A 21,260-nucleotide genomic window follows, 5' to 3' on the forward strand; every position below is an offset into this window, starting at 1 on the left:
AAGCGGGGAGCCGTCCACCGCAAGTTTATCCAGCGAGAGGCACCGAGAGCGGAAGAGGTAAAGCCGCGGCGCCGACACTATCGGCGCCGCGGTGTCATCTTGGCAGCTGATCGAGGTCCGCCGACCCCGGCAAGGAGACGAAGGAGCCGGCGCGCGTGGCGGCAAAGGCGCCGCAGCGACAGGCGAACTCGAGCGCCTCGGAGAGCGCCTGTTCGTCGGCGAGCCAATCGCCGAACGTCTCGCAGGTCACGTCCGCCCGCGAGAGCGATGCCAGCAGGCCGCCGATGAACGCATCCCCCGCCGCGGTGGTGTCGACGGCCTGAACGCTCGGCGGCGTCATCTGCAGGCGCCGCTCGGCGAGATGGGCGACGACGGGATTGGGGCCGTCGGTCACCACGACCAGTCGGGCGCGATTGGCGAGCTGGGCGTTGATCCAGCTCTCCGCGCTCTCTTGCCCGCGTAGCGCATCCAACTCCTCGGCGGAGAGCTTGATCAGATGCGCCCGTTCCAGCAGCCGGCCGACCATGGCCGTATCGACCGTGGCGTTGGGCCAGAGCGCCGGGCGCAGATTGACGTCGACGCTGATCAAGCACCCGCCGCGTCGCGCAATGCTCGCCAGATCCAGCGTAGTCGTTGCGATCGCCTCGTCGGTCAGGCTGTTGCTGCACAGATGGACCAGCGCCGGTTCGGTGAAGATGCCGGGCGGCAGGTGTTCGCGGCGATAGAGCAGATCCGCCGCCGGCGGACGATAGAAGTCGAAGCGCCGCTCGCCGTCGGCATCGCGGGAGACGAACGCCAGCGCCGTACGCGCCTCGGCGGTGCGCGTCACGTGCTGGGTATCCACCCCGTGCGCCCTGAGTTCGTCGACCAGGAAGTCGCCGAAGCGATCCTCGCCGATCATGCCCAGAAAGCAGCTCGACAGCCCCTGGCGGGCGCAGGCGACAGCAGCGTTGGCCGGCGCGCCGCCGGCATAGGGTGTGAAGCTCTCCGGGCCGGCGGCGTTGCCGAGGCGACTGGAGAGCATGTCGACGAGGGCTTCACCGAAGGCAATGACGGGGGTCATGGTGCTGTTGTCTCCCTGCTCCATCGAATGACGAGATCGCGTGCCGGTGCCATGTCGGCGGTCCGGCGGTCCGGCGGTCCTCAGGGCACGCGGTGGCTGCGCGCCTCTTCGAGCAGCGCGAACCAGGTCGCACGGTCGATATCGAGATTACCGCTGCACAGCAGATGATCAATGCGCTTTTCGTTGAGCGTGCCGATCACGGGGACGGGGCTACCGGGAAGCCGGCGCAGCCAGGCCAGCGCCAATCCGGCAGTCGTCGACTCGAGCTGTTCGGCGAGCCGGGAAAGCGCCGTTCCGAGCACGTCTTCGAATACCGAACCGCCGCCGAGGGGCGACCAGGCCAGAGGCGCCATGCCATCGGCGAGGATGGCATCGTAAAAGCCGTCGAAGAGTGCCTCCGGCCGAGCGAGCGAGAGTTCGAGCTGGTGGGCGCTGAGCCGATGCGTCATCGCCGCCTGCAGCCGTCGCCACTGTTCTGGCAGGAAGTTGGAGACGCCGACCGCGCCGACCTTGCCGGCGTCGATGGCGTCGTCCAGCGCCCGTGCCGTGTCCTCGGCGTCCATCAGCGGGTCCGGCCGATGCAGCAGGAAGTGTTCGAGACGCTCGACGCCCAGACGGCTGAGAGAGCGGTCGATGACGTCGGTCAGGTAGCGCGCCGAACTGTCGTAGTGCTTGACGCCGAAGGGCGAGGTATCGCGCCCCGGCAGCACGATGTTGCCCTTGGTCACGACGCGAACTCGGGACTTGAGGGCGGGGCGGCGTGCCAGTGCCGCACCGAAGCGCTCCTCGCCGAGGTGGTTGGCGTAGCTGTCGGCGTGATCGAACCAGTGAAGGCCCTGATCGACCCGCGCCTCGAGCCAGTCGGCGAAGCGCTCCGGGTCGTCGAAATCCGGGCGCTCGTGGAGGCGCATCATGCCGAGAATGACCGGGGAGTCGAAAATCAGATCGTCGCTCACGGCTGGGCGACCTCCTTGATGATCGTGGTGGCCAGCAGGTGCTGACCGTCCGGTACCAGCCACACCGGATCGACCCGGGTGCAGGCCGCTTCGACGCAGAGAAAGCGCTGACCGGCCTCGGCGGGCGTGTCGCCGGGCAGTTCGCTGCCGGGATGCCAGACCACGGTGGAGTCGCTGCCCTGCTTGGTGATCTGCAGGCGGCGCTCGCCGTCGTCGAGGACCACCGGCCGGTTGGACTGGTAGATGCGATCGAGCGCGCCGCGCACACCGAGTTCACCCTGCTGCTCTTTCTCGGCGAAGCGTTCGAGCTTGTCGAGATAGCGCGCGCCGGCCAGTCCCTCGACGCGGCAGCGATGGGTCTCGGCAACGTCGAAGTAGGTGTGCAGCGCGCCGGTCAGCTTGACCGGGGTGCTACCGGTATGACGCGTGAAGAGTTCGACGCTGAGCTGGCGCTCGTTGGCGTGAATCACGGCGTTGGGGGTGAGCTCATCGTGGAGCGATTCGATCGGCGAGAGATGAACCTCGACGCCGTGACCCGAGACGTCCGGGTCGACCGCCTCGACGCGCCATTCGGCGGTGCGCGCCGGGCCGTGCATCGGCCCCTTGCCGTCCGGCGACTCGTCGGCGAACCACGGCCAGCACAGGGGAATGCCGCCGCGAATCGCGCCGGGCAGTGCCTGCGGCGTCGGCGTCACCCAGAGCCAGCCGCGGGCGTCGCCGGCCGGGCGATAGTGCAGGACCTGCGCGCCCTGCAGCGAGATCGCGAGTTCTCCCCAATCGGCGTTGATCAGGAGAACGCGACGGTTCTCCCATTCGGCCTCCCGCTGACCGTCGGTCGCTGCGATCAGCGTCTCGAGCGTATCGGGAATCATGTGACTTCCTCGTTGTGCAATGCTTCCGCCGCGCCCAGCAGGCCGGTCCACGGCGCCGTGACTACCCAGGTGGGAATGCCGGCATTGTAGGCGCTCAGGCGGCCCTTGTCGGCGAAGGCGCGGCGAAAGTCACTGCGCGGCAGCCAATCGAGCAGGCGTGGGACGATACCGCCGCAAAGGTACACGCCGCCGAGCGCGCCGAGGGTGAGTGCCGCGTCGCCGCAGGCATCGCCGAGGATCTTGAGAAAACGCAGCAGCGCTTCGCGGGCCAGGGTGTCGCCGGCACGGGCGGCACCGGTCACTTCGGCAGGCGTGTTGTAGTGCGGCGTGGTACCGGCGAGCGAGGCGTGGGCGAGGTAGAGATCCAGCAGCCCCTGGCCGCAGAGCAAGCGTTCGAGGGAGACGCGACCGTAGCGTGCAGTGAAGTAGTCCAGCAGCTCGCGCTCGCGGACGTCGGTGGGGGCGAACGTGGCGTGGCCGCCCTCGGTGGAGAGCGGGATCCAGTGGCGCTGGCTGGGGACCAGTCCCGCCATGCCGAGCCCGGTGCCCGGGCCGATCACCAGCCGCGGCCGTCGCGGCTCGGCCTCGCCTTCGCCGACCGCGATCAACTCGTCGGCATTGACGTGGGGAATGCCCAGCGCCTGGGCGGTGAAGTCGTTGATCACCTTGAAGGTGGCGAGCCCCAGCGTCTCGGCGACGGCCTGTTTGGAGAACGCCCAGGCGTTGTTGGTCATCTTCACCCAGTCCTCGTGGACCGGGCAGGCGAAAGCGAGACACGCTTCCCTCGGCATCGGGGCTCCGACCTGGCGCAGGTAGTCCTGGATCGCCTCGGCGAGCCCCATGTAACGCGCGCAGGGCAGGGTCTCGATCGAGTGAAGATCGAAGCCGCCGGGCTCCACCAGGGCGAAGCGGGCGTTGGTGCCGCCGATATCGCCGACCAGGGCGGGGGTCGTCATGTTTACTCTCCGTGCAGATCGGCGGCGTCGAAACCGCCGAAAGTCGCCGCGCCCTCTTCGGCACCGCCGACTTGCTGACGAAATCCGGCGAAGAGTTCGCGCCCCATGCCGTGATGATAGTGATTCAGATCGCTGGTCGCAGGCGCGCGCGCCGCCCAGGTAGCGGCATCCACTCGCGCTTCGAGGACGCCGCTGTCCGGGTCGAGCCGAACGATGTCGCCGTCTCTAAGGTAGGCGATCGGGCCGGCGTCGACGGCTTCCGGCGTGATATGGATCGCCGCCGGTACCTTGCCCGAGGCGCCGGACATGCGCCCGTCGGTGACCAGGGCGACCTTGTGGCCGCGATCCTGCAGGACGCCGAGGAAAGGCGTCAACTGGTGAAGCTCGGGCATGCCGTTGGCCCGCGGACCCTGAAAGCGGACCACCACGATGACGTCGCGGTCGAGTTCACCGCTCTCGAAGGCGGCACGAACCTGGCTCTGATCGTCGAAGATGCGCACAGGGGCTTCGACGAGGCGCATCTCGGGCTTCACCGCGGAGACCTTGATCACGCCGCGGCCGAGGTTGCCGTCGAGCACGGCCAGGCCGCCGGTGGGCGAGAAGGGTCGCGAGGCGGGACGCAGTACGTCTTCGTCGAGACTCTGCTGCGTCCCCTCGCGCCAGACGAGGCGGCCGTCCTCGAGGAAGGGTTCCTGGGTGTAGGCGGTCATGTCGGTGCCGAAAGCGGTCTCGACGTCGGCGTGCATGAGGCCCGCGCCGAGCAGCTCGCGCACCAGAAAGCTCACGCCACCGGCGGCGTGGAAGTGGTTCACGTCGGCCTGGCCGTTGGGGTAGATCCGGGTCAGGCTCGGGATGACGGCGGAGAGCTCGTCGAAATCGTCCCAGTTGAGCGTCACGCCCACCGAGGCGGCCATCGCCACCAGGTGCAGCGTATGGTTGGTCGAGCCGCCGGAGGCGAGCAGCCCGATCAGCGCGTTGACGATCGCCTTGGCGGTGATCTGGCGGTAGAACGGGCGGTAGCTGCCACCCTGGTCGCTGTTGCGGATCACCTGCTCGGTGGCGTAGCGGGTGATAGCGTCGCGCAGCGGCGTCCCCGGATTGACGAAGGAGGTACCCGGCAGGTGCAGACCCATCATCTCCATCATCAGCTGGTTCGAGTTGGCGGTGCCGTAGAAAGTGCAGGTGCCGGGGCTGTGGTAGGACTCCGACTCCGCTTCCAGCAGTGCGTCGCGGCCGACCTTGCCCTCGGCGTAGAGCTGGCGGATGCGCGACTTCTCGCTGTTGGGCAGGCCACTCGGCATCGGCCCGGCGGGAACGAAGAGCGCTGGCAGATGGCCGAAGCGAGCGGCCCCGATGAATAGCCCCGGCACGATCTTGTCGCAGACCCCGAGATAGAGCGCGCTGTCGAACATGTTGTGGGAGAGCGCCACCGCCGTGGACATGGCGATCACATCGCGCGAGAAGAGCGAAAGCTCCATGCCCGGCTGACCTTGGGTCACCCCGTCGCACATGGCGGGCACGCCGCCGGCGAACTGTGCGGTACTGCCCATGCTCCGCGCCGCTTCACGAATCGCCTCCGGAAAGTGCTCGAAGGGCTGATGAGCCGACAGCATGTCGTTATAGGAGGAGACGATGCCGATGTTGGTGGCATTCATCAGCTTCAAGCTGTTTTTGTCGGCAGGGCTGCAGGCGGCGAAGCCGTGGGCGAGGTTACCGCAGGAGAGTTCGCCGCGATGGACGCCTCGGCGATGCTGCTGCTCCATACGCGATTCGTAGAGTCGGCGGCGATCGGTGGAGCGCGCCTCGATGCGTTTCGTCACGCGGTCGACGGTAGGGTGAAGTGCCATGGTCTGCCTCATCGAATGGTCAGGTTATGTTTGTAAACTTACCAAATAATAAGACCTTCAATACCCGTGTAGGCGGGCTATTTTGGTTTTATACGTAATATTCTTTCTTTACAGGATGTTCTAGACTGTCATCAGGTTCGCGGCCGCTGACGTCATTGTCGTCGTGTCGTCGCGGCATCGAAACGTGCAATCAGGTCACCGAAGGAGAGTTTCATGACTCTGCGTGTCGCCATCAACGGATTCGGTCGTATCGGCCGCAACGTCCTCCGCGCCCTTTACGAGAACGGCTATCGGGACCGCCTGGAGATCGTTGCCATCAACGATCTCGGCGATCCGGCCCTCAACGCGCATCTGCTGCGCCACGATACCGTTCACGGTCGTTTCGCCTTCGATGTCGAGCACGACGAAAGCACGTTGAGCGTAGACGGTGACAGTATTCGTATCCTCTCCGAGCGGGATCCGGCGGCACTGCCATGGCAGTCGCTGAACGTCGATCTGGTGATGGAGTGCACAGGACTCTTCACCAAGCGGGAAGCGGCGGCCAAGCATATCGAAGCGGGCGCCGGCCGCGTGCTGATCTCCGCGCCGAGCCCGGACGCCGACGCGACCATCGTGTTCGGGGTGAACGAAGGTACGCTCAAGCCCGAGCACAAGGTGGTTTCCAATGCCTCCTGCACCACCAACTGCCTGGCCCCGGTGGCCCAGGCGCTGCAGAACAGCGTGGGCATCGAGAACGGCTTGATGACCACCGTCCACGCCTACACCAACGATCAGAATCTCTCGGACGTCTATCACAAGGACCCGTATCGGGCGCGCAGCGCGACGCACTCGATGATCCCGACCAAGACTGGCGCTGCGGCGGCGGTGGGGCTGGTCCTGCCGGAGCTGGACGGCAAGCTCGATGGCCTGGCGGTGCGGGTGCCGGTGATCAACGTCTCGCTGGTGGATCTCACCTTTACCGCGAGCCGCGATACCAGCAAGGAAGAGATCAATCGTATCGTCGAGAAAGCCGCCGAGGCGTCGCCGGTACTGGCGGTCAACGCCGAGCCGCTGGTGTCGATCGACTTCAACCACGACGCCAACTCGTCGACGTTCGATGCCAACCACACCCGGGTCAACGGCCGCCTGGTCAAGGTCATGGCGTGGTACGACAACGAGTGGGGCTTCTCCAACCGCATGCTCGACACGGCGCTTGCGATGCAGGCCGCCGTGTGAAGTTGCCTCGGCCTGCATGAGGCAGGCTCGTGCCGGAATCGAAAGGCGACGCCCACTGGGCGTCGCCTTTTTTCATGCCTACGAGTTCATGCTGACGAGGCGGAATTCGAGCAGACATTGGCGTTCCCAGTGCCGATCCGGTCGAAATTCGATCGCAGCGTTCAATTACCACCCCTATCTGCCGATAGAGTGACAGTTGGCAGGAAAAACGCCGCGTCTGAGGGCTAAGGGCTTGGTTTAGCGGGTTCTACACTCTAAGGTGTAGGCCATCCGACTATCCATCCATTACATCGAGGTTGACGCCGTCATGGAACAGACGCGCATCAACGCCCATCGCTTGATTGGCGAGTCAGTTCGTGAGCCCGGCCAGGAACGCTGCGGCAAAATCGTCGGCGTAGACCAGTCGCGCGCCACGCCGGTAGTGTTCGTCATATGGCAGGGGCAAGAGGGAATTCATCGCGTGGAGCTCACCGTCGACGAGCTTCGTCAACTGGCGCATGCTTGCGAGCACCGTGAGCCGGCTTCCCGCACGACCGACGACAGCGAAAGCGACGTGTCGGCGGTCGCCGAACCTGCCGATTTTCGCCGCCGCGTCGGCTCACGCTGACGCGAAATTCGTCGTCCTGTCGCCTAGAGCGCGGGTGGAAGAGAGCGCAACATGCCATCACCGCAGGCGCCGGGCGGCGACACCGAGGGGCTGGACGAGCGGACTCGAGACTGGTTCGGCACCCTTCCCGTGACGCTCTACGTGACTGGCCCCTCCTGGTGGCTGGGTGACGCTCACTTCGTGTCCGAATCGATCATGGAATTGAGCGGTCGGCCGGCCGCCGACTACCTGTCGAACCCCGAGCTCTGGCTCACGTCGATGGTGGAAGCCGAGCGCATTGACGTACTCGAACGTCTGCAGACCGCCCTGAACGATGGCGAATCTCGACTCACGCTCGACTACGCCGTCACGACGCGCGACGGGACGCTCTGTCGAATCGAGGATACGCTGAACATTCAGCGGGATGCCCGCGGCGAGATCACGTCGCTCTCCGGCGTGCTTCAGCGTTCCGAGCACGTCGAAGTCGATACCGTCTTCGCCAACGGGCTCGTCCATCACGCGGGGGACCTGCTTCTCGAGCTGGGGGAAGAGCTCGAATGTCTCAACGCCGGGGGCGATGTCGAGAACCTGCTGGGTATGACCGCCGCGCGGCTGCGCAACGAGTCGCTGCTGACCCTCATGGCGTCGGAGGACGCGCCCAAGACGCAGCGTTCACTGGAAGAGTGCGCCCGAGAGGGGAGAGGGGCACTGCTCGAGCTGCGACTGCAGCATGTCAGAAGTGGCTACCGTTGGTTCGAGGTACAGTTTTCGCTACGCCAGCGCGTCGATGGAGGCTTCTACGCCATTGCCAGAGACATTACCGAGCGTCGCCGACAGTCACTGCAGTGGGATGCCTATACGGCGACCGACGAGCTCACTTCGGCGCTCAATCGCACGGCGTTTCTGGGGCTTCTGCGCCAGGTTTGCGCCGCCGCGGACCCCACCTCTCGATTGACGCTCATCGTGCTCGATATCGATCACCTGGCTGCGATAAACACCGAATGGGGCCGCTACGGCGGTGATCTGGTGCTCAGCTGCATCGGTGAGATCTGTCAGGCGACGCTGCGCGAACGTTTCAGTTTCGGGCGCCTCGGGGACGACGATTTCGCTCTGCTGCTCAGCGGCAAGACGCTGCAGGAGAGCGCCGCGATCGCCGAGCGCCTGCGCTCGCGGCTCTCGTCGACCCGGGTCGAGTTTCATGGTCACTGGCTGGCGTTCTCGGTTAGTCTTGGGGTCGCCGAACACCACGTTGGCGAGCCCGCCGAGACGTTTCTCGAGCGCGCCAGCCAGGGGCTGGAGCAGGCAAGATCGCTGGGCCGCGACCGGGTCCAGCAGGCCGTTTAACGGCTTTCGATATCGATGACCATCGACCGAGGCCCCGGGCCGTTGCCAGTCGATCGATGGTGCAGAAGCATCAAGCGTCGCACCGCGTCAGCGAGTGACGAGCCACAAGGAGAACGATAATGAGACGACTGCTAGTGGTCGCGCTGTTCAGTCTGATCGCCACCGCTGCGTGGGCTGACGAGGTCGAGGGCCCGCACGTGCAAGGGGAGACGTTCGAGTACAGTACTGGCGGCAATACCTACGAGGGCTACCTCGCGTATAACGCCGCCGACGAGGAACCCCGCCCCGGCGTGCTGCTGGTGCACGAATGGTGGGGACTGAACGACACCATCAAGCATCGGGCAGAGCAGCTCGCCGCGCTCGGATTCGTGGCGCTGGCGGTGGACATGTACGGCGACGGCAAGGTCGCGCAGCATCCCGACGAGGCCAAGGCATTTTCGAGCCAGGTCATGCAGGACTGGCCGGCGGCGCGCTCGCGCCTGGATGCGGCGATAGCGGCTCTTCGCCAGCATCCGGCGGTTCGCGAGGACAGTATCGCCGCCTTGGGCTACTGCTTCGGTGGCGGGGTGGTGATGAACATGGCGCTCGCCGGCATGCCGATCGAGGCCGCGATCAGCTTCCACGGCAGCCCCACGCAGGCGGTGAGCCAGCCCCAACCCTTCGATGGCATCGTACGCATTTACAATGGCGAGCAGGATTCGCTGGTCGACCCGGCAGCGCTCGACAGCATGGCCGCCACGCTCGAAGAGGATGGCGCCGACGTGCGCGTCGTGCAGTATCCCGGCGCCATGCATGCTTTCACCAACCCTGACGCCGACCGTCTCGCGGCCGAGTACGATCTGCCGCTGGCCTACGATGCTGCGGCGGATGCCGCTTCCTGGCAGGCGGCGCTGCTGGCGCTCGATCGCGCGCTGAACCAGTAGCCGTCGAGTGACGCGTCCGGCACGAGTCGGAGTAGAATCGAAAAGGCCACGAACCCAGTGTTCGTGGCCTTTTTTAGTGACGCTTGACGCGTCTCTTGGCAGCAGCGCGCGCCGTCGACGGTTGCGCTATTCGTTGGGCCGGCTGAGGGCGAGCACGCGTTTGGCCAGCGAAATCATCTCCGGGTCACCGGTATGCTTGTCCGGAATGTCCGACAGTTTGACCACCGGCAGCCAGTGCTGACCTTCGGGGCGTGCTTCGACCATCTTGATCACCATGTTCATTGGCTCGACGCCGACGTCGTTGGTGAAATTGGTGCCGATGCCGAACGCCATGCCGATGCGATCCTGACAGAATGCCTGGATGCGCTCGACCTTCTCCGGCGTCAGGGCGTCGGAAAAGATGATCGTCTTGCTGCGCGGATCGACACCCAGGCGCTCGTAGTGAGCGATGGTCGACGCCGCGAAGTCGATCGGGTCGGCGCTGTCATGACGCACGCCGTCGAAGAGCTTGGCGAATTTCTTGTCGAAACTCTCGAAGAAGGCGTGAGAGGTGAACGTGTCGGTCAGCGCGATGCCCAGATCGCCACGGTAGACGTCGACCCAGTGCTCCAGCGCGAGGCTGTTGGCCATCTTGAAGCCGAAGCGCGCCCCGTGAAACATGAACCACTCGTGGGCGTGAGTGCCGATCGGCTTGACGTCGTGACGCATCGCCAGCAGCACGTTGCTCGAGCCGGTGAAGCTTTCGCCGCCGTAGCGCTTGAGCGCGCCGACCACCCGGTCGTGAACGTCGAAGGCGAAGCGCCGCCGGGTACCGAATTCGGCGATTTTCAGACCCAGGCCGCGGTAGTGCTCTATCTTGTCCCGGGTGCGCTGCTCGATCAGCTCGTCGTCGTCACGGGGAACGTCGCGCAAGCGATACCAGAGCTCGCTGATCAGCGCCATCAGGGGCACTTCCCATAGAATGGTGCGATACCAGAGCCCCTCCATGGTGACCGAAAGCTCGCTACCGCGCTGTTCGATGATGACTTCGGCGGGGTCGTAGCGAAAACCGGCGAGAAAATCGAGATAGGTCGGGTCGAGGTAAGGGCAGGTCTTTTCGAGATAGTGCTTCTCGGCTCCGGTCAGGCGCAGCTCGGCCATCGCGTCGACCTCGCGGCGCAAGGCATCGCCAAACCCGTCGGGAAAGGCATGATCGCCGCGGTTGATGAAGGCATATCGCGCCTGCGCGTAGGGGAAGCGCTTGATCACGGCGTTTTGCATCGTGATCTTGTAGAAATCGTTGTCGAGAAGCGAAGTCAGCATGAAGTCTCATCGTGGCAGGGCGGCACCGGCATCGAGCGCCCATCGGGGCGGGTACCGGCACGTTCTAGAAAAAGGCCGTGATGGCGAACATTGTCGCGACGAACCCGCCAAACAGCAAAAGGCCGGCCAGCGACAGCAGAATCAGTAGGTAGCCGAGGATCAGTCCCGCCAGAGCCCAGCTGTCGCCGGATTCGTGGCGCTGGCGGATCTGACGCCTGGCCAGATGGCCGCACACTACCCCGCCCAGCGCCGCCGGAGGCACCAGCGTGCCGAGCACGCTCAACGCGAAGGCGGCCAGTGCCATCCAGTTGAGTGGACCTGGCGTCGAAGGCATGGGTGGGCGCACGGTCTGGGGCATGCAGGCTCCCTCTGGCCGGTGACTTTGGGGGGAGTATCGCACGCTTGCTGCGCGGGCTCGACGTTTTCACCCTATGCCGTGTGGCACCGGGTACCAGCGCCGTTCGCGGCGGCCGTGCGAATTCGAACGAGCGAGGGAGAAGCATCATGACACTGCGGGTCGAGAACATCGGCAGCCTCGAGGCGCTGGATGCGGCGAGCTGGAACGCCGCCGCCGGGGAGATCTACCCCTTCTTGCGCCATGAGTTTCTCGCGACGCTCGAAGCGACCGGTTGCGCCAGCGTCGAGACCGGTTGGCAGCCCGATCATCTGGTGGTCTATCGCGGGGATGCGGTCGTCGCGGTGCTGCCGCGCTACGCCAAGTTCCACTCTCGCGGCGAGTACGTCTTCGACTGGGCCTGGGCGGACGCCTGGGAGCGCGCCGGCGGCGACTACTATCCCAAGTCGCTCTGCGCGATTCCCTTCACGCCTGCAGCCGGCCCCCGTCTGGGCGTGCGACCCGATGAGTCTCGCCGCGAGGTGATGGCCGCGCTGGCACCGTATCTCGTCGGCACCGGCATGGTGAGCTGGCACCTGCTGTTTGCGGAATCCGACGAAGTCGCCGACTGGCGCGAAACGTTCGAGGCGCCGCTGATGGAGCGCCATGCGGTGCAGTTCGCCTGGCGCGACGACGGCTTCGGCGACTTCGAGGGGTTTCTCGGCCGCATGAGTTCGCGCAAGCGCAAGGAGATCCGCCGCGAGCGGCGCAAGGTCGAAGAGCAGGGTTTCACCTTTGCCCGACTGACCGGCGAGGCGATCGACGACGACGCGCTGGCGCACTTTTTCCGCTGCTACTGCATGACCTATCTCGAGCGGGGCCAGCGGCCCTACCTGACGCTCGAGTTCTTCACTCGGCTGCGCGACAGGCTCGCGGACTCGATGCTGCTCGTGCAGGCGATCCACCAGGGGCGTCTGGTCGCGGCGGCGCTATGTTTCGAAGGGCGCAGCGACGAGGGTCACGGACGGCTCTTCGGACGCTACTGGGGCAGCGAAGTCGAGGCGGATTTTCTACACTTCGAAACCTGCTATTACCAGGGCATCGAGCACTGTCTCGAGACCGGGCTCGACTATTTCGATCCCGGCACGCAGGGCGAGCACAAATTGACGCGTGGATTTTCGCCGACGCTGAGCCGCTCGCTCCACTATCTCGATCATCAGGGCTTTCGCGATGCGGTCGCGGATTTCTGCGCCGAGGAGCGCGCCTACGTGCAGACCTACCTGACGCAGTGCGAGCAACGGCTGCCGTTCAAGACCGGCGGCGACGCCAAACAGGTGCCGAACAAGCCAATGTCGGATGAGCCAATGTCGGATGAGCCAGTGCCGGATGAACCAGCGCCGAGACGTCCGACATCGTGATATGGGGCGGCGCACTCACGGTCAGATGACCGCGACCGAACACCAAGGAAGACAAACGCGATGAACTTTCTTCATGAAGCGGCGGTACTGCTGGGGGCGGCGATCATCGCCGTGCCGCTGTTTCAGCGCCTGGGGCTTGGCTCGATTCTCGGCTATCTCTGCATCGGGCTGCTCGCCGGGCCGTCGCTGACCGGCTTCATCTCCGAGCCGGAGTCGGTGCTGCACTTCTCCGAATTCGGCGTGGTCATGCTGCTGTTCATCATCGGTCTCGAACTCGAGCCACGGCGACTCTGGAGCATGCGCAAGCGCCTGCTGGGCCTCGGCTTGCTGCAGATGTTCGGCTGCGCGGCGCTGCTCACGCCGATCGGTCTGCTGATGGATCTGCCGCCCAGTATCGCGATCTTTCTCGGCTTGACGCTGGCCCTCTCTTCGACCGCCTTCGCGCTGCAGGTGCTCAACGAACGCCATCAGCTCGCGACGCCGCACGGACAGAGTGCGTTCGCCATGCTGCTGTTTCAGGATCTGGCGGTGATTCCGCTGCTGGCACTGCTGCCGTTTCTGGCCGGCCGTGCCGACGCCACGCCGGACGATGGCTGGCTCATCGCGCGCAGTCTCGCCACTGTCGCGGCGGCCATCGCTTTCGGGCGACTGGTCTTTCCCCGCGTACTGGCCCTGGTGGCGCGCAGCGACGTGCGCGAGATATTCACGGCAGCAGCCCTCTTTCTGGTACTCGGCATGGCGCTGGTCATGGAGTGGGCGGGACTGTCGATGGCGCTCGGCGCCTTCCTGGGCGGCGTGATGCTGGCCGACACCCCCTATCGCCACGAGCTCGAGGCGAACATCGAGCCTTTCAAAGGGCTGCTGCTGGGGCTTTTCTTCATCGCCGTGGGGATGTCGGTCAACCTGTCGCTGGTGCTCGACAACCTGCTCTGGGTGCTGGGGCTGGCGATCGCGATGACGCTGGTCAAGATGCTGGTGCTCGCGGCGATCGGCTTCATCGCAAGGCTGCCGAGAACCGAGATTCCCAGGCTTGCGACGATCATCGCCCAGGGCGGCGAGTTCGATTTCGTGCTGCTGACAGCCGCGGTCGCGGCCGGCGTCATCGACCAGCGTATCGCCAGTCTCTGTATCGCGGCGGTGACGTTGAGCATGGCGGCGACGCCGTTTCTCTATCAGTTCGGCGAGAAGCTCGGCAGCCGGCTCAAGGAGACGCGACCCTACGATACCGACTTCGGCGAGGAGACCCCGCCGGTACTGATCGCGGGACTCGGCCGCTTCGGGCAGATGGTGGGGCGGATGTTGAAGATGGAGGGTATCAATTTCACCGCCCTCGACCCCAACGTCAGCCAGGTCGAGTTCATTCGCCGCTTCGGTTCACGCATCTTCTACGCCGACGCCACGCGGCTCGATCTTCTCAGAGCCGCGGGTATCGACAAGGCGCAGCTGCTGGTCATCGCCGTCGACGACGAGCAGGCCGCGCTCACCATCGCCAACCTGGCGCGCGAGCATTTTCCGCACCTCAAGGTCTACGCCCGGGCGCGCAATCGCCATCACGCCTGGAAGCTGATGGAGCTCGGTGTCGACGGCGTGGTACGCGAAACGTTCGCTTCGAGCATGGAGATGAGCGTCGAGGTGCTCAAGGGCATGGGCTACCCCAGTTCGAACGCGATCAACGCGGTGCGCACCTTCCGCGACTTCGACAACCAGCTACTCAAGGACACCTACACCCATCGCAATGACCGCGAACAGCTCAGAGCCACCGAGAAAGCGGCCATGCAGGAGCTGAAGTCCCTGTTCCAGCAGGAGCTCAATCGACCCAAGCCGCGCGCGACGCCGGAGGGCGACGCGCTCAAGGGCGCGACCGCCAATGTCGAAGACGATGTCAGGGAGAGTGACGATGACGCCGACGATCAAACACCGTCTCGCGGCGCTAGGTAAGCCCGTCGAATCGCGAGCGCGACCGCTCTCCGGCGGGGATAGCGGCGCGGCGCTCTGGTACGTGGACGCCGCCGAGCCTTTCGTCGTCAAGCGGGATACCGCCGAGCGAATCCGCGGGGAAGCCGATGGGCTGCGAGCGTTGGAAGAGGCCTGCGATACGCTGCGAGTGCCGCGCGTACTGGCCGAGGAGGACGATCTACTGGTGATGGAAGCGCTGGATGACGACGGCCCGCGCGATCCCGTTCGTCTCGGCGAGGGTCTGAGGCGGCTGCACGCGTCGACTCGCGGTGCAACGCGCGCCCACGGCTGGCCGATCGACAATGCCTGCGGCGCGACACCCCAGCCCAACGACCCCCTGAACGATGGACGCGTCTTTCAGCGCGAGCGCCGGCTGCTGCCGCTGATCGCGGTGTGTCGCGAGCAGCAGCTACTGGATAGCGTGTTGGCGGGGCGTCTGGAAAGGATCGCCGCGGAGCTCGAGGCCTGGCTCGATGACGCGCCGCCGAGTCTGGTGCATGGCGATCTCTGGTCCGGCAACGTGATGTTCACCGCCACCGGGCCCGCCGTGATCGACCCGGCCGTCTATCGTCACTATCCGGAAGTCGATCTGGCGATGCTCACGCTCTTCGGTACGCCGGGGGAGGCGTTCTTCGAAGCCTACTGGGACGGCGCACGTCCCGCCGACTGGCCGCGACGCGAAGCGCTCTTCCAGCTCTATCCGCTGCTCAACCACCTCTTTCTCTTTGGCGGCGGCTATCGCGCGGGCGTGGCGCGCGCTGCCGAGCGTGTGCTTGGCGGTTGAGCGTGTGCTTGGCGGTTGAGCGTGTGCTCGGCGGTTGAGCGTGTGCTCGGCGGATGAAAAAAACGCGAATCAGGATGCATCCTGCACGAGGCGATCGAAGTACGTATTGATCATGCGCGGGCCGACGTCGCCGATGTCGTAGCGGTCGGGGTCTCGCAGCCAGTCGTGCATCAAGCCGCCGAACATCGCCATCAGCATGCGACAGGCAATCTCGGGTTCGATGCCGGCGGCGAGCATGCCCTGGCGTTCGGCGATACCGAAATGCTCGATCATCGTCTCGAAACACTCCTCGGAGAGCTGGTGCTGCAGGGCAAGCGTGTCGACATCGCTCGAGGCTTCGCAGCAGTGCAAGAGGATCGTGTGTACCCGGCGCGAGCGGGGGCGCTGGAGGCGCTCGAGCGCGTGCAGCGTTGCCAGTCGAAGACTGTCGAGCGGTGCCTGGGGTCGTTCGGGATCTTCGACGTCGTCGAGTAGCTGACGCAACGGCATCTTCACTCGCTCGAGCATGGCGTGAAAGAGATCGGACTTGTTCTTGAAGTGCCAGTAGACCGCACCGCGGGTCATTCCGGCCTGCCGCGCGATCTGCTCGAGCGATGTCTTGGATACGCCGCGGGCGAGAAATACCGTCTCGGCGGCATCGAGCAGTGCTTCTCGTGTGGCCTCGGCTTCGGCCTTGGTTCTTTTGGGCATGGCGGTATCGTCGTGAGCGTGAATTGGCGTGCGCGGCGAGGCTTTCTTATGGCCCGCTTAACGGTGTTGGCTGCCAGCATATCCAATTCTCGGCAAGTTTACATTCATGTATGTATGCCTGTAAGCTCGCTAAATTCCTTTAGGCTCCTCATTTTCCAGGATGGACTCATGCGCCCCAACCTTTTCACTCGCACCCTCAGCTTGGGCGGTGCGCTGCTTCTCGGACTGTCGTTGGCAGCCTGTGGTGGCAGTGACGATCAGCAAAGCGCCCAAGGCGGCGGCCAGCAGGAGCCGCCGCCGACCAAGGCCGAGGTGATTCGGATCGAGTCCCGCGATATCAGTCTGGCCAAAGAGTATCCGGCGCAGGTCCGCAGCGATCGTGAAGTCGAAGTGATGGGGCGAGTCGAGGGCATTCTCGAGGCGCGCCACTACCGCGAAGGCAGCATGGTCGAAAAGGGGGATCCGCTCTTCACCATCGAGCCCGCGCCCTATCAGGCGACCGTCGAGCAGCGCGAGGCCGACGTCGAGAGCGCCGAAGCCGAGCAGTATCGCGCCCAGCGCGATGCGGAGCGCTACAAGCGACTCTACAACCAAAACTCGGTGAGCCAGCAGCAGCGCGATCAGGCGCTGGCCGATCTGCGCACGGCGCAGGCCAACGTCTCCCAGGCCCAGGCGGCGCTCGACAGCGCCGAGATCGATCTCGGCTACACCGAGGTGAACGCACCGGTCAGCGGCATGATCAGCTTGAGCGAGACCAATGTCGGCAATCTGGTCCAGCCGCCCCAGGAGCTGGCGACGATCACGCCGCTCGACCCCATCGAGGTGCGTTTCTCGCTACCATCCGGCGATGCCTACGCGCTGCGCCAGCAGCGACAGCAGGGTAACGACGAGGCCAACGCGGCGGTACTCACCGCACCGGACACTGCCAGTGCGGCACGCGATCCGCTCAAGCTCGCCGGTGAGATCGACTTTCTCGGCTCGCGGGTCGACGAGTCGACCAGCACCGTCCAGGTCGAGGCGGTCTTCGACAATCCCGGCGGTCTCTTTCTGCCGGGGCAGTTCGTGCGCGTGTCGCTGCCGAAGGTCAAGCGTTTCGACGTCTACGCGGTGCCGGCGATCGCGGTAACGGAGGGGCTCAAAGGCCCGCAGGTCTTCGTGGTCAACGGTGAAGGCAAGGCCGAGGCACGCTTCGTGTCACTCGGTGAGGTCGCCGGCGACTGGCAGATCATCATCGATGGTCTCAGCCCGGGCGATCGCGTCGTCGCCTCGGGCATCGGCAGCGTCTCGGCGGGCGACAAGATCGATCCCCAGCCGTTCAGTGGCGCCCCTGCCGAACCGCAAGACAACGCCGGCTCCAATCCGTCCCAGGCGCCGGACGCCGAAGGGGGTGAAGGGGTCCAGGGCGGGCGCGACGATGCGAAGGAAGATCGCGACGCGCAGCAGGCCGAGCAAGGCCAGGGCGATAGCGACGCACAGAACGGGGCCAACGGATGAATTTTTCCAGCGTCTTCATCAGGCGGCCGATCTTCGCAACGGTCGTATCGGTCATCATCACGCTGATCGGTCTGATGGCCATGCGTTCGCTGCCGATCGAACAGTACCCGTCGGTGGTGCCGCCGACGATCAGCGTCTCGGCGACCTATCCGGGCGCCAGTTCGCAGACCGTCTCCGACACCGTGGCGGCGGTGCTCGCCCAGGAGATCAACGGCACCGAGGACATGATCTATCTGACCTCGTCGAGCTCCGACAGCGGTCAGATGTCGATGAGTGTCTATTTCAGCATCGGCACCGACCCGCAGACCGCAACGATCAACGTCAACAACCGGGTCCAGCGGGCGCTGTCTCAGCTCCCTAGCGAAGTTCAGTCCCAGGGCGTGACGGTGGAACAGCGCTCCTCGAGCGTTCTGCTGTTCGTGGCGCTCACCGCCGATGCGGAGTCGGACGCCTACGACTCGCTGTTTTTGACCAACTACGCCAACATCAACGTCACCGACGAGCTCAAGCAGCTGCCCGGTGTCGGTCAGGCCGAGGTGCTGGGTAGCCAGGAGTTCGCCATGCGCGTCTGGCTCAATCCGGACAAGCTGGCGCAGTACGACCTCACCCCCGCGGAAGTCTCGGCGGCCATCCAGTCGCAGAACTCGGTCGTGGCGGCGGGCAAGCTGGGGGCAGAGCCGCAGAGCAACCCGACGCCCTACACCTACACCATCACTACCGAGGGGCGCTTCGAGAACGTCGATCAGTTCCGCGACATTCTGCTGCGGACCAACGGCGACGGTTCGTCGCTGAGACTCAGCGACGTCGCACGCATCGAGCTCGGCAAGAACAGCTACGGCATCCAGGCCTACGTCAACAACAACCCCATCGCGCCGATCGCGATCTACCTGCAGCCCGGCGCCAACGCGCTGGAAGTGGCGCAAGAGGTGAAGTCGTCGATGCAGGGGCTGAAAGAGCGTTTCCCGCCGGGGCTCGACTACGAGATTCCCTACGACACGACGCTGTTCATCAACGCCTCGATCGAATCCGTGGTGCATACCTTCATCGAGGCGCTGGCGCTGGTCGCGGTCATCGTCTTCGTGTTCCTGCAGAGCTGGCGTTCGACGCTGGTCGCGATGTCGGTCGTGCCGGTTTCGGTGCTGGGCACGTTCGCGGGGATGTACCTGCTCGATTTCTCGATCAACCTGCTGTCGCTGTTCGGGATGATACTGGCGATCGGGATCGTGGTGGACGATGCCATCGTGGTGATCGAGAACGTCGAGCGAATACTCGAAGAGGATGAAGACGCCACGCCCATGAGCGCGGCGCTGGAGGCGATGAAGGAAGTCTCGGGCGCCGTCATCGCCACCTCGCTGATCATGACGGCGGTCTTCGTGCCGGTTGGTTTCATGGGCGGCTTGACCGGGCAGATGTATCAGCAGTTCGCCATCACGATCGCGATCTCGGTCGCCATCTCGGCCATCGTGGCGCTGTCGTTCACACCGGCCATGAGTGCGATCTTCCTGAAGCGTCAGAAGAAGCGGGAGGATCAGTCGAAGTTCGCTCGGGCGATTCGCAAGCCCTTCGACTGGTTCAACAAGCTGTTCGAGAAGATCACCGACTTCTTCATGGCCGTCACCAACTTCCTGATTCGCCAGCTTTGGATTGCGTTGCTGGGACTGGTCGCCGTGTGTGTCGCTTCCTGGCTGATCTACTCGCAGCTCTCGTCAGCGCTGCTGCCCTCGGAAGACCAGGGCGTGGCGCTGGCGAGCGTGACGTTGCCGGCGGGGTCGTCGGTTGCGCGTACCGATGCCTATATCCAGGAGCTCAGCGAGCGCCTGCGCGAGCAGGTGCCGGCCATCGAATACGTCACCGGTATTCCCGGTTTCGATATTCTGTCGAGCTCGCCGAACACGGCCAAGGGCACCATCTTCATTACGCTGAAACCCTGGGCACAGCGCGATATCTCGGTCGACCAGCTCACCGGGAAGGTCATGCAGCTCGGCAGTCAGATCCAGGGCGGGCAGACCATGGCGTTCAACCTGCCGCCGATTCAGGGGCTCTCTCCGACCGGGGGTTTCACCGGCTATCTGCAGTCGTTTGGCGGGGCGTCGTCGCAGGAGCTCGCCGATGCCGCCGGGCAGGTCATGCAGGCGGCGGCCAAGCGGCCGGAACTCGCCAACGTGTTTTCGAGTCTCGACGTCAACGTGCCGGTCTATCGTGCCGAAGTGGATACCGACAAGGTGCGTAGCCTCGGTGTCGATATCAGCGATCTCAATACCACCATGGCGAGTACTTTCGGTAGCTCGTTCGTGAACTACTTCACCCGGTCCAGTCGTAACTTCCAGGTCTATCTGCAGTCGGAGGACGATTTCCGTCGCAACCCGCAGGACATCAGCAATGTCTACGTGCGCGGCGGTGACGGTGAGCGCGTGCCGCTGGCGGAGCTCGTCACGCTGAAGCGAGACAAGGCACCCACCGTACTCCAGCGCTACAACGTCTACCCCGCCGCGCAGTTCTCGGGCGGCCCGGCACCGGGTTACAGCTCGGGTCAGGCGGTCCAGGCGATGCAGGAGGTGGTCACCGAGACGCTCGGCACGGAGTACGGCATGGGTTGGTCCGGCGAGGCCTACCAGCAGACGAGTGTGGGTACGGCGGCAACGCTTGCGCTCTCGTTCGGTATCGTCATGATGTTCCTGATCCTGGCGGCGCAGTACGAAAGCTGGACGCTGCCGCTGGCGGTCGTCTCGGCGGTGCCCTTTGCCTTCATCGGCGCGATCCTGGCTGTCTATCTCGCCGGGCTCAGCACCAGCGTCTATCTGCAGATCGGCTTGCTGGTCGTCGTGGGGCTTGCCGCGAAGAACGCCATTCTGATCGTGGAGTTCGCCGAGCAGCAGCGCAAGCACGAGGGCATGTCGGTGGTCGATGCGGCGAAGACCGCGGCCCGCCAGCGTTTCCGTCCCATCGTCATGACGTCGCTGGCATTCGTCGGGGGCACGCTGCCCTTGGCGTTGGCCGCCGGCGCCAGTGCGGCCAGCCGTAACCAGATCGGGACGCCGGTCGTCGGCGGCATGATCTCGATCACGCTCCTCGCTACGGTGTTCGTGCCCGCGCTCTACGTGCTGATCATGCAGGTGACGCAGTGGCTGGGCTCGAAGCTCGGCGGTAAGCGCAAGAATGACTCGCAGTCGCAGGGCGCGCAGCAAGCGACCTGATCGGTCGAGGAGAGCGGCATCGCTGTCGCTCTCGCTCGCCGATCTGCTGAGCGTCGCCTCACCAAAGTCATATTGATAGATGTTCAAACGATAAGGCAACTCATTGAATGAGTTGCCTTATTTCGTTTCTGGGTAGGGTTTTTCTCGTCTGTGTCAAAGACTCTTTGACGCCACGACACCGCTGACTTATACCTTTAAACGAGTCATCAGCGTTATCTCGCCATCCTCACGCGGTGGTGTTCTTGCTGATTCGCAACTCTCTGTTCCTGCTCGACGAATTCGACCAATCCTCTCCACGTGGTTAACGCTCGTTATCGCACCTGTAT

General features: G+C 64.8%; 17 protein-coding genes. 9 read left to right on the forward strand and 8 right to left on the reverse strand.

Features of this window, described 5'->3' with window-relative positions; all coding sequences use genetic code 11:
• Positions 1 to 94: 94 nt before the first annotated feature.
• The 5 genes from DOM33_RS10900 to edd all read right to left on the reverse strand — a co-directional run bounded on the left by DOM33_RS10900 (position 95) and on the right by edd (position 5,694).
• Entirely contained in the window at positions 95 to 1,063 is a 969-nt protein-coding gene (locus DOM33_RS10900) for a carbohydrate kinase family protein (protein WP_110669021.1), read from the reverse strand.
• 80 nt (positions 1,064 to 1,143) lie between these two features.
• Positions 1,144 to 2,019, reverse strand: coding sequence for an aldo/keto reductase (locus tag DOM33_RS10905; protein WP_239495339.1), 876 nt, complete (start codon positions 2,017 to 2,019; stop codon positions 1,144 to 1,146).
• A complete protein-coding gene (locus DOM33_RS10910) occupies positions 2,016 to 2,891 on the reverse strand; it encodes a D-hexose-6-phosphate mutarotase (protein ID WP_110668908.1) in 876 nt (291 codons plus the stop codon). Before DOM33_RS10910 ends, DOM33_RS10905 begins: the two co-directional genes overlap by 4 nt.
• The gene (gene glk, locus DOM33_RS10915) at positions 2,888 to 3,847 is read right to left on the reverse strand and encodes a glucokinase (RefSeq protein WP_110668910.1); all 960 of its coding nucleotides are present in this window, start codon (positions 3,845 to 3,847) and stop codon (positions 2,888 to 2,890) included. Before glk ends, DOM33_RS10910 begins: the two co-directional genes overlap by 4 nt.
• A gap of 2 nt (positions 3,848 to 3,849) precedes the next feature.
• Positions 3,850 to 5,694: a phosphogluconate dehydratase gene (gene edd / locus DOM33_RS10920; protein WP_110668912.1), complete on the reverse strand. Its 1,845-nt coding sequence runs from the start codon at positions 5,692 to 5,694 to the stop codon at positions 3,850 to 3,852.
• 213 nt (positions 5,695 to 5,907) lie between these two features.
• Here edd and gap point away from each other — a divergent pair, with 213 nt between their 5' ends.
• From gap to DOM33_RS10940, 4 genes are all read left to right on the forward strand, one after another.
• Complete coding sequence (gene gap, locus DOM33_RS10925) at positions 5,908 to 6,909, forward strand: type I glyceraldehyde-3-phosphate dehydrogenase (RefSeq protein ID WP_110668914.1); 1,002 nt, start codon at positions 5,908 to 5,910, stop codon at positions 6,907 to 6,909.
• Positions 6,910 to 7,216: 307 nt separating this feature from the next.
• Positions 7,217 to 7,516 carry a hypothetical protein gene (locus DOM33_RS10930; RefSeq protein ID WP_110668915.1) on the forward strand — a complete coding sequence of 100 codons (300 nt, stop codon included), beginning with the start codon at positions 7,217 to 7,219 and terminating at the stop codon, positions 7,514 to 7,516.
• Positions 7,517 to 7,567: 51 nt separating this feature from the next.
• Positions 7,568 to 8,839 (forward strand): sensor domain-containing diguanylate cyclase, encoded by a 1,272-nt coding sequence (locus tag DOM33_RS10935; RefSeq protein WP_110668917.1) that lies wholly within the window; start codon positions 7,568 to 7,570, stop codon positions 8,837 to 8,839.
• 119 nt (positions 8,840 to 8,958) lie between these two features.
• The gene (locus tag DOM33_RS10940; RefSeq protein ID WP_110668919.1) at positions 8,959 to 9,762 is read left to right on the forward strand and encodes a dienelactone hydrolase family protein; all 804 of its coding nucleotides are present in this window, start codon (positions 8,959 to 8,961) and stop codon (positions 9,760 to 9,762) included.
• Positions 9,763 to 9,888: 126 nt separating this feature from the next.
• Here the strand turns inward: DOM33_RS10940 and pncB are convergent, their stop codons facing one another.
• A complete protein-coding gene (pncB, locus tag DOM33_RS10945; protein WP_110668921.1) occupies positions 9,889 to 11,064 on the reverse strand; it encodes a nicotinate phosphoribosyltransferase in 1,176 nt (391 codons plus the stop codon).
• A 64-nt stretch (positions 11,065 to 11,128) separates the two neighbouring features.
• Positions 11,129 to 11,422, reverse strand: coding sequence for a DUF4190 domain-containing protein (locus DOM33_RS10950; RefSeq protein WP_239495340.1), 294 nt, complete (start codon positions 11,420 to 11,422; stop codon positions 11,129 to 11,131).
• A 146-nt stretch (positions 11,423 to 11,568) separates the two neighbouring features.
• Between DOM33_RS10950 and DOM33_RS10955 the strand changes: the two genes are divergently transcribed.
• The 3 genes from DOM33_RS10955 to DOM33_RS10965 are packed head-to-tail and all read left to right on the forward strand — an operon-like array spanning position 11,569 to position 15,556.
• The gene (locus tag DOM33_RS10955; RefSeq protein ID WP_110668923.1) at positions 11,569 to 12,816 is read left to right on the forward strand and encodes a GNAT family N-acetyltransferase; all 1,248 of its coding nucleotides are present in this window, start codon (positions 11,569 to 11,571) and stop codon (positions 12,814 to 12,816) included.
• 60 nt (positions 12,817 to 12,876) lie between these two features.
• Positions 12,877 to 14,754 (forward strand): monovalent cation:proton antiporter-2 (CPA2) family protein, encoded by a 1,878-nt coding sequence (locus DOM33_RS10960; RefSeq protein WP_110668924.1) that lies wholly within the window; start codon positions 12,877 to 12,879, stop codon positions 14,752 to 14,754.
• On the forward strand, positions 14,714 to 15,556 hold the full coding sequence (locus tag DOM33_RS10965; RefSeq protein WP_110668926.1) for a fructosamine kinase family protein: 843 nt from the start codon (positions 14,714 to 14,716) through the stop codon (positions 15,554 to 15,556). Before DOM33_RS10960 ends, DOM33_RS10965 begins: the two co-directional genes overlap by 41 nt.
• 69 nt (positions 15,557 to 15,625) lie before the next feature.
• On the opposite strand, the gene DOM33_RS10970 is transcribed toward DOM33_RS10965, so the two are convergent.
• Entirely contained in the window at positions 15,626 to 16,246 is a 621-nt protein-coding gene (locus DOM33_RS10970; protein WP_110668928.1) for a TetR family transcriptional regulator, read from the reverse strand.
• 168 nt (positions 16,247 to 16,414) lie between these two features.
• Here DOM33_RS10970 and DOM33_RS10975 point away from each other — a divergent pair, with 168 nt between their 5' ends.
• Positions 16,415 to 17,740: an efflux RND transporter periplasmic adaptor subunit gene (locus tag DOM33_RS10975; RefSeq protein WP_110668930.1), complete on the forward strand. Its 1,326-nt coding sequence runs from the start codon at positions 16,415 to 16,417 to the stop codon at positions 17,738 to 17,740.
• Positions 17,737 to 20,934, forward strand: a complete 3,198-nt coding sequence (locus tag DOM33_RS10980) for an efflux RND transporter permease subunit (RefSeq protein ID WP_110668932.1) — start codon at positions 17,737 to 17,739, stop codon at positions 20,932 to 20,934. The genes DOM33_RS10975 and DOM33_RS10980 overlap by 4 nt, the downstream gene beginning before the upstream one ends.
• Positions 20,935 to 21,260: the final 326 nt, after the last annotated feature.

Origin of the sequence: Salinicola halophilus, assembly GCF_003206155.1 — a bacterium.
Taxonomy (GTDB): domain Bacteria; phylum Pseudomonadota; class Gammaproteobacteria; order Pseudomonadales; family Halomonadaceae; genus Salinicola; species Salinicola halophilus.

Excerpts from the sequence above, each read along its gene's own strand:
- DOM33_RS10900 (WP_110669021.1), bottom strand. The coding sequence starts at position 1,063 with ATGACCCCCGTCATTGCCTTCGGTGAAGCCCTCGTCGACATGCTCTCC.
- DOM33_RS10910 (WP_110668908.1), bottom strand. The coding sequence starts at position 2,891 with ATGATTCCCGATACGCTCGAGACGCTGATCGCAGCGACCGACGGTCAG.
- glk (WP_110668910.1), bottom strand. The coding sequence starts at position 3,847 with ATGACGACCCCCGCCCTGGTCGGCGATATCGGCGGCACCAACGCCCGC.
- edd (WP_110668912.1), bottom strand. The coding sequence starts at position 5,694 with ATGGCACTTCACCCTACCGTCGACCGCGTGACGAAACGCATCGAGGCG.
- gap (WP_110668914.1), top strand. The coding sequence starts at position 5,908 with ATGACTCTGCGTGTCGCCATCAACGGATTCGGTCGTATCGGCCGCAAC.
- DOM33_RS10930 (WP_110668915.1), top strand. The coding sequence starts at position 7,217 with ATGGAACAGACGCGCATCAACGCCCATCGCTTGATTGGCGAGTCAGTT.
- DOM33_RS10935 (WP_110668917.1), top strand. The coding sequence starts at position 7,568 with ATGCCATCACCGCAGGCGCCGGGCGGCGACACCGAGGGGCTGGACGAG.
- DOM33_RS10940 (WP_110668919.1), top strand. The coding sequence starts at position 8,959 with ATGAGACGACTGCTAGTGGTCGCGCTGTTCAGTCTGATCGCCACCGCT.
- pncB (WP_110668921.1), bottom strand. The coding sequence starts at position 11,064 with ATGCTGACTTCGCTTCTCGACAACGATTTCTACAAGATCACGATGCAA.
- DOM33_RS10950 (WP_239495340.1), bottom strand. The coding sequence starts at position 11,422 with ATGCCCCAGACCGTGCGCCCACCCATGCCTTCGACGCCAGGTCCACTC.
- DOM33_RS10955 (WP_110668923.1), top strand. The coding sequence starts at position 11,569 with ATGACACTGCGGGTCGAGAACATCGGCAGCCTCGAGGCGCTGGATGCG.
- DOM33_RS10960 (WP_110668924.1), top strand. The coding sequence starts at position 12,877 with ATGAACTTTCTTCATGAAGCGGCGGTACTGCTGGGGGCGGCGATCATC.
- DOM33_RS10965 (WP_110668926.1), top strand. The coding sequence starts at position 14,714 with ATGACGCCGACGATCAAACACCGTCTCGCGGCGCTAGGTAAGCCCGTC.
- DOM33_RS10970 (WP_110668928.1), bottom strand. The coding sequence starts at position 16,246 with ATGCCCAAAAGAACCAAGGCCGAAGCCGAGGCCACACGAGAAGCACTG.
- DOM33_RS10975 (WP_110668930.1), top strand. The coding sequence starts at position 16,415 with ATGCGCCCCAACCTTTTCACTCGCACCCTCAGCTTGGGCGGTGCGCTG.
- DOM33_RS10980 (WP_110668932.1), top strand. The coding sequence starts at position 17,737 with ATGAATTTTTCCAGCGTCTTCATCAGGCGGCCGATCTTCGCAACGGTC.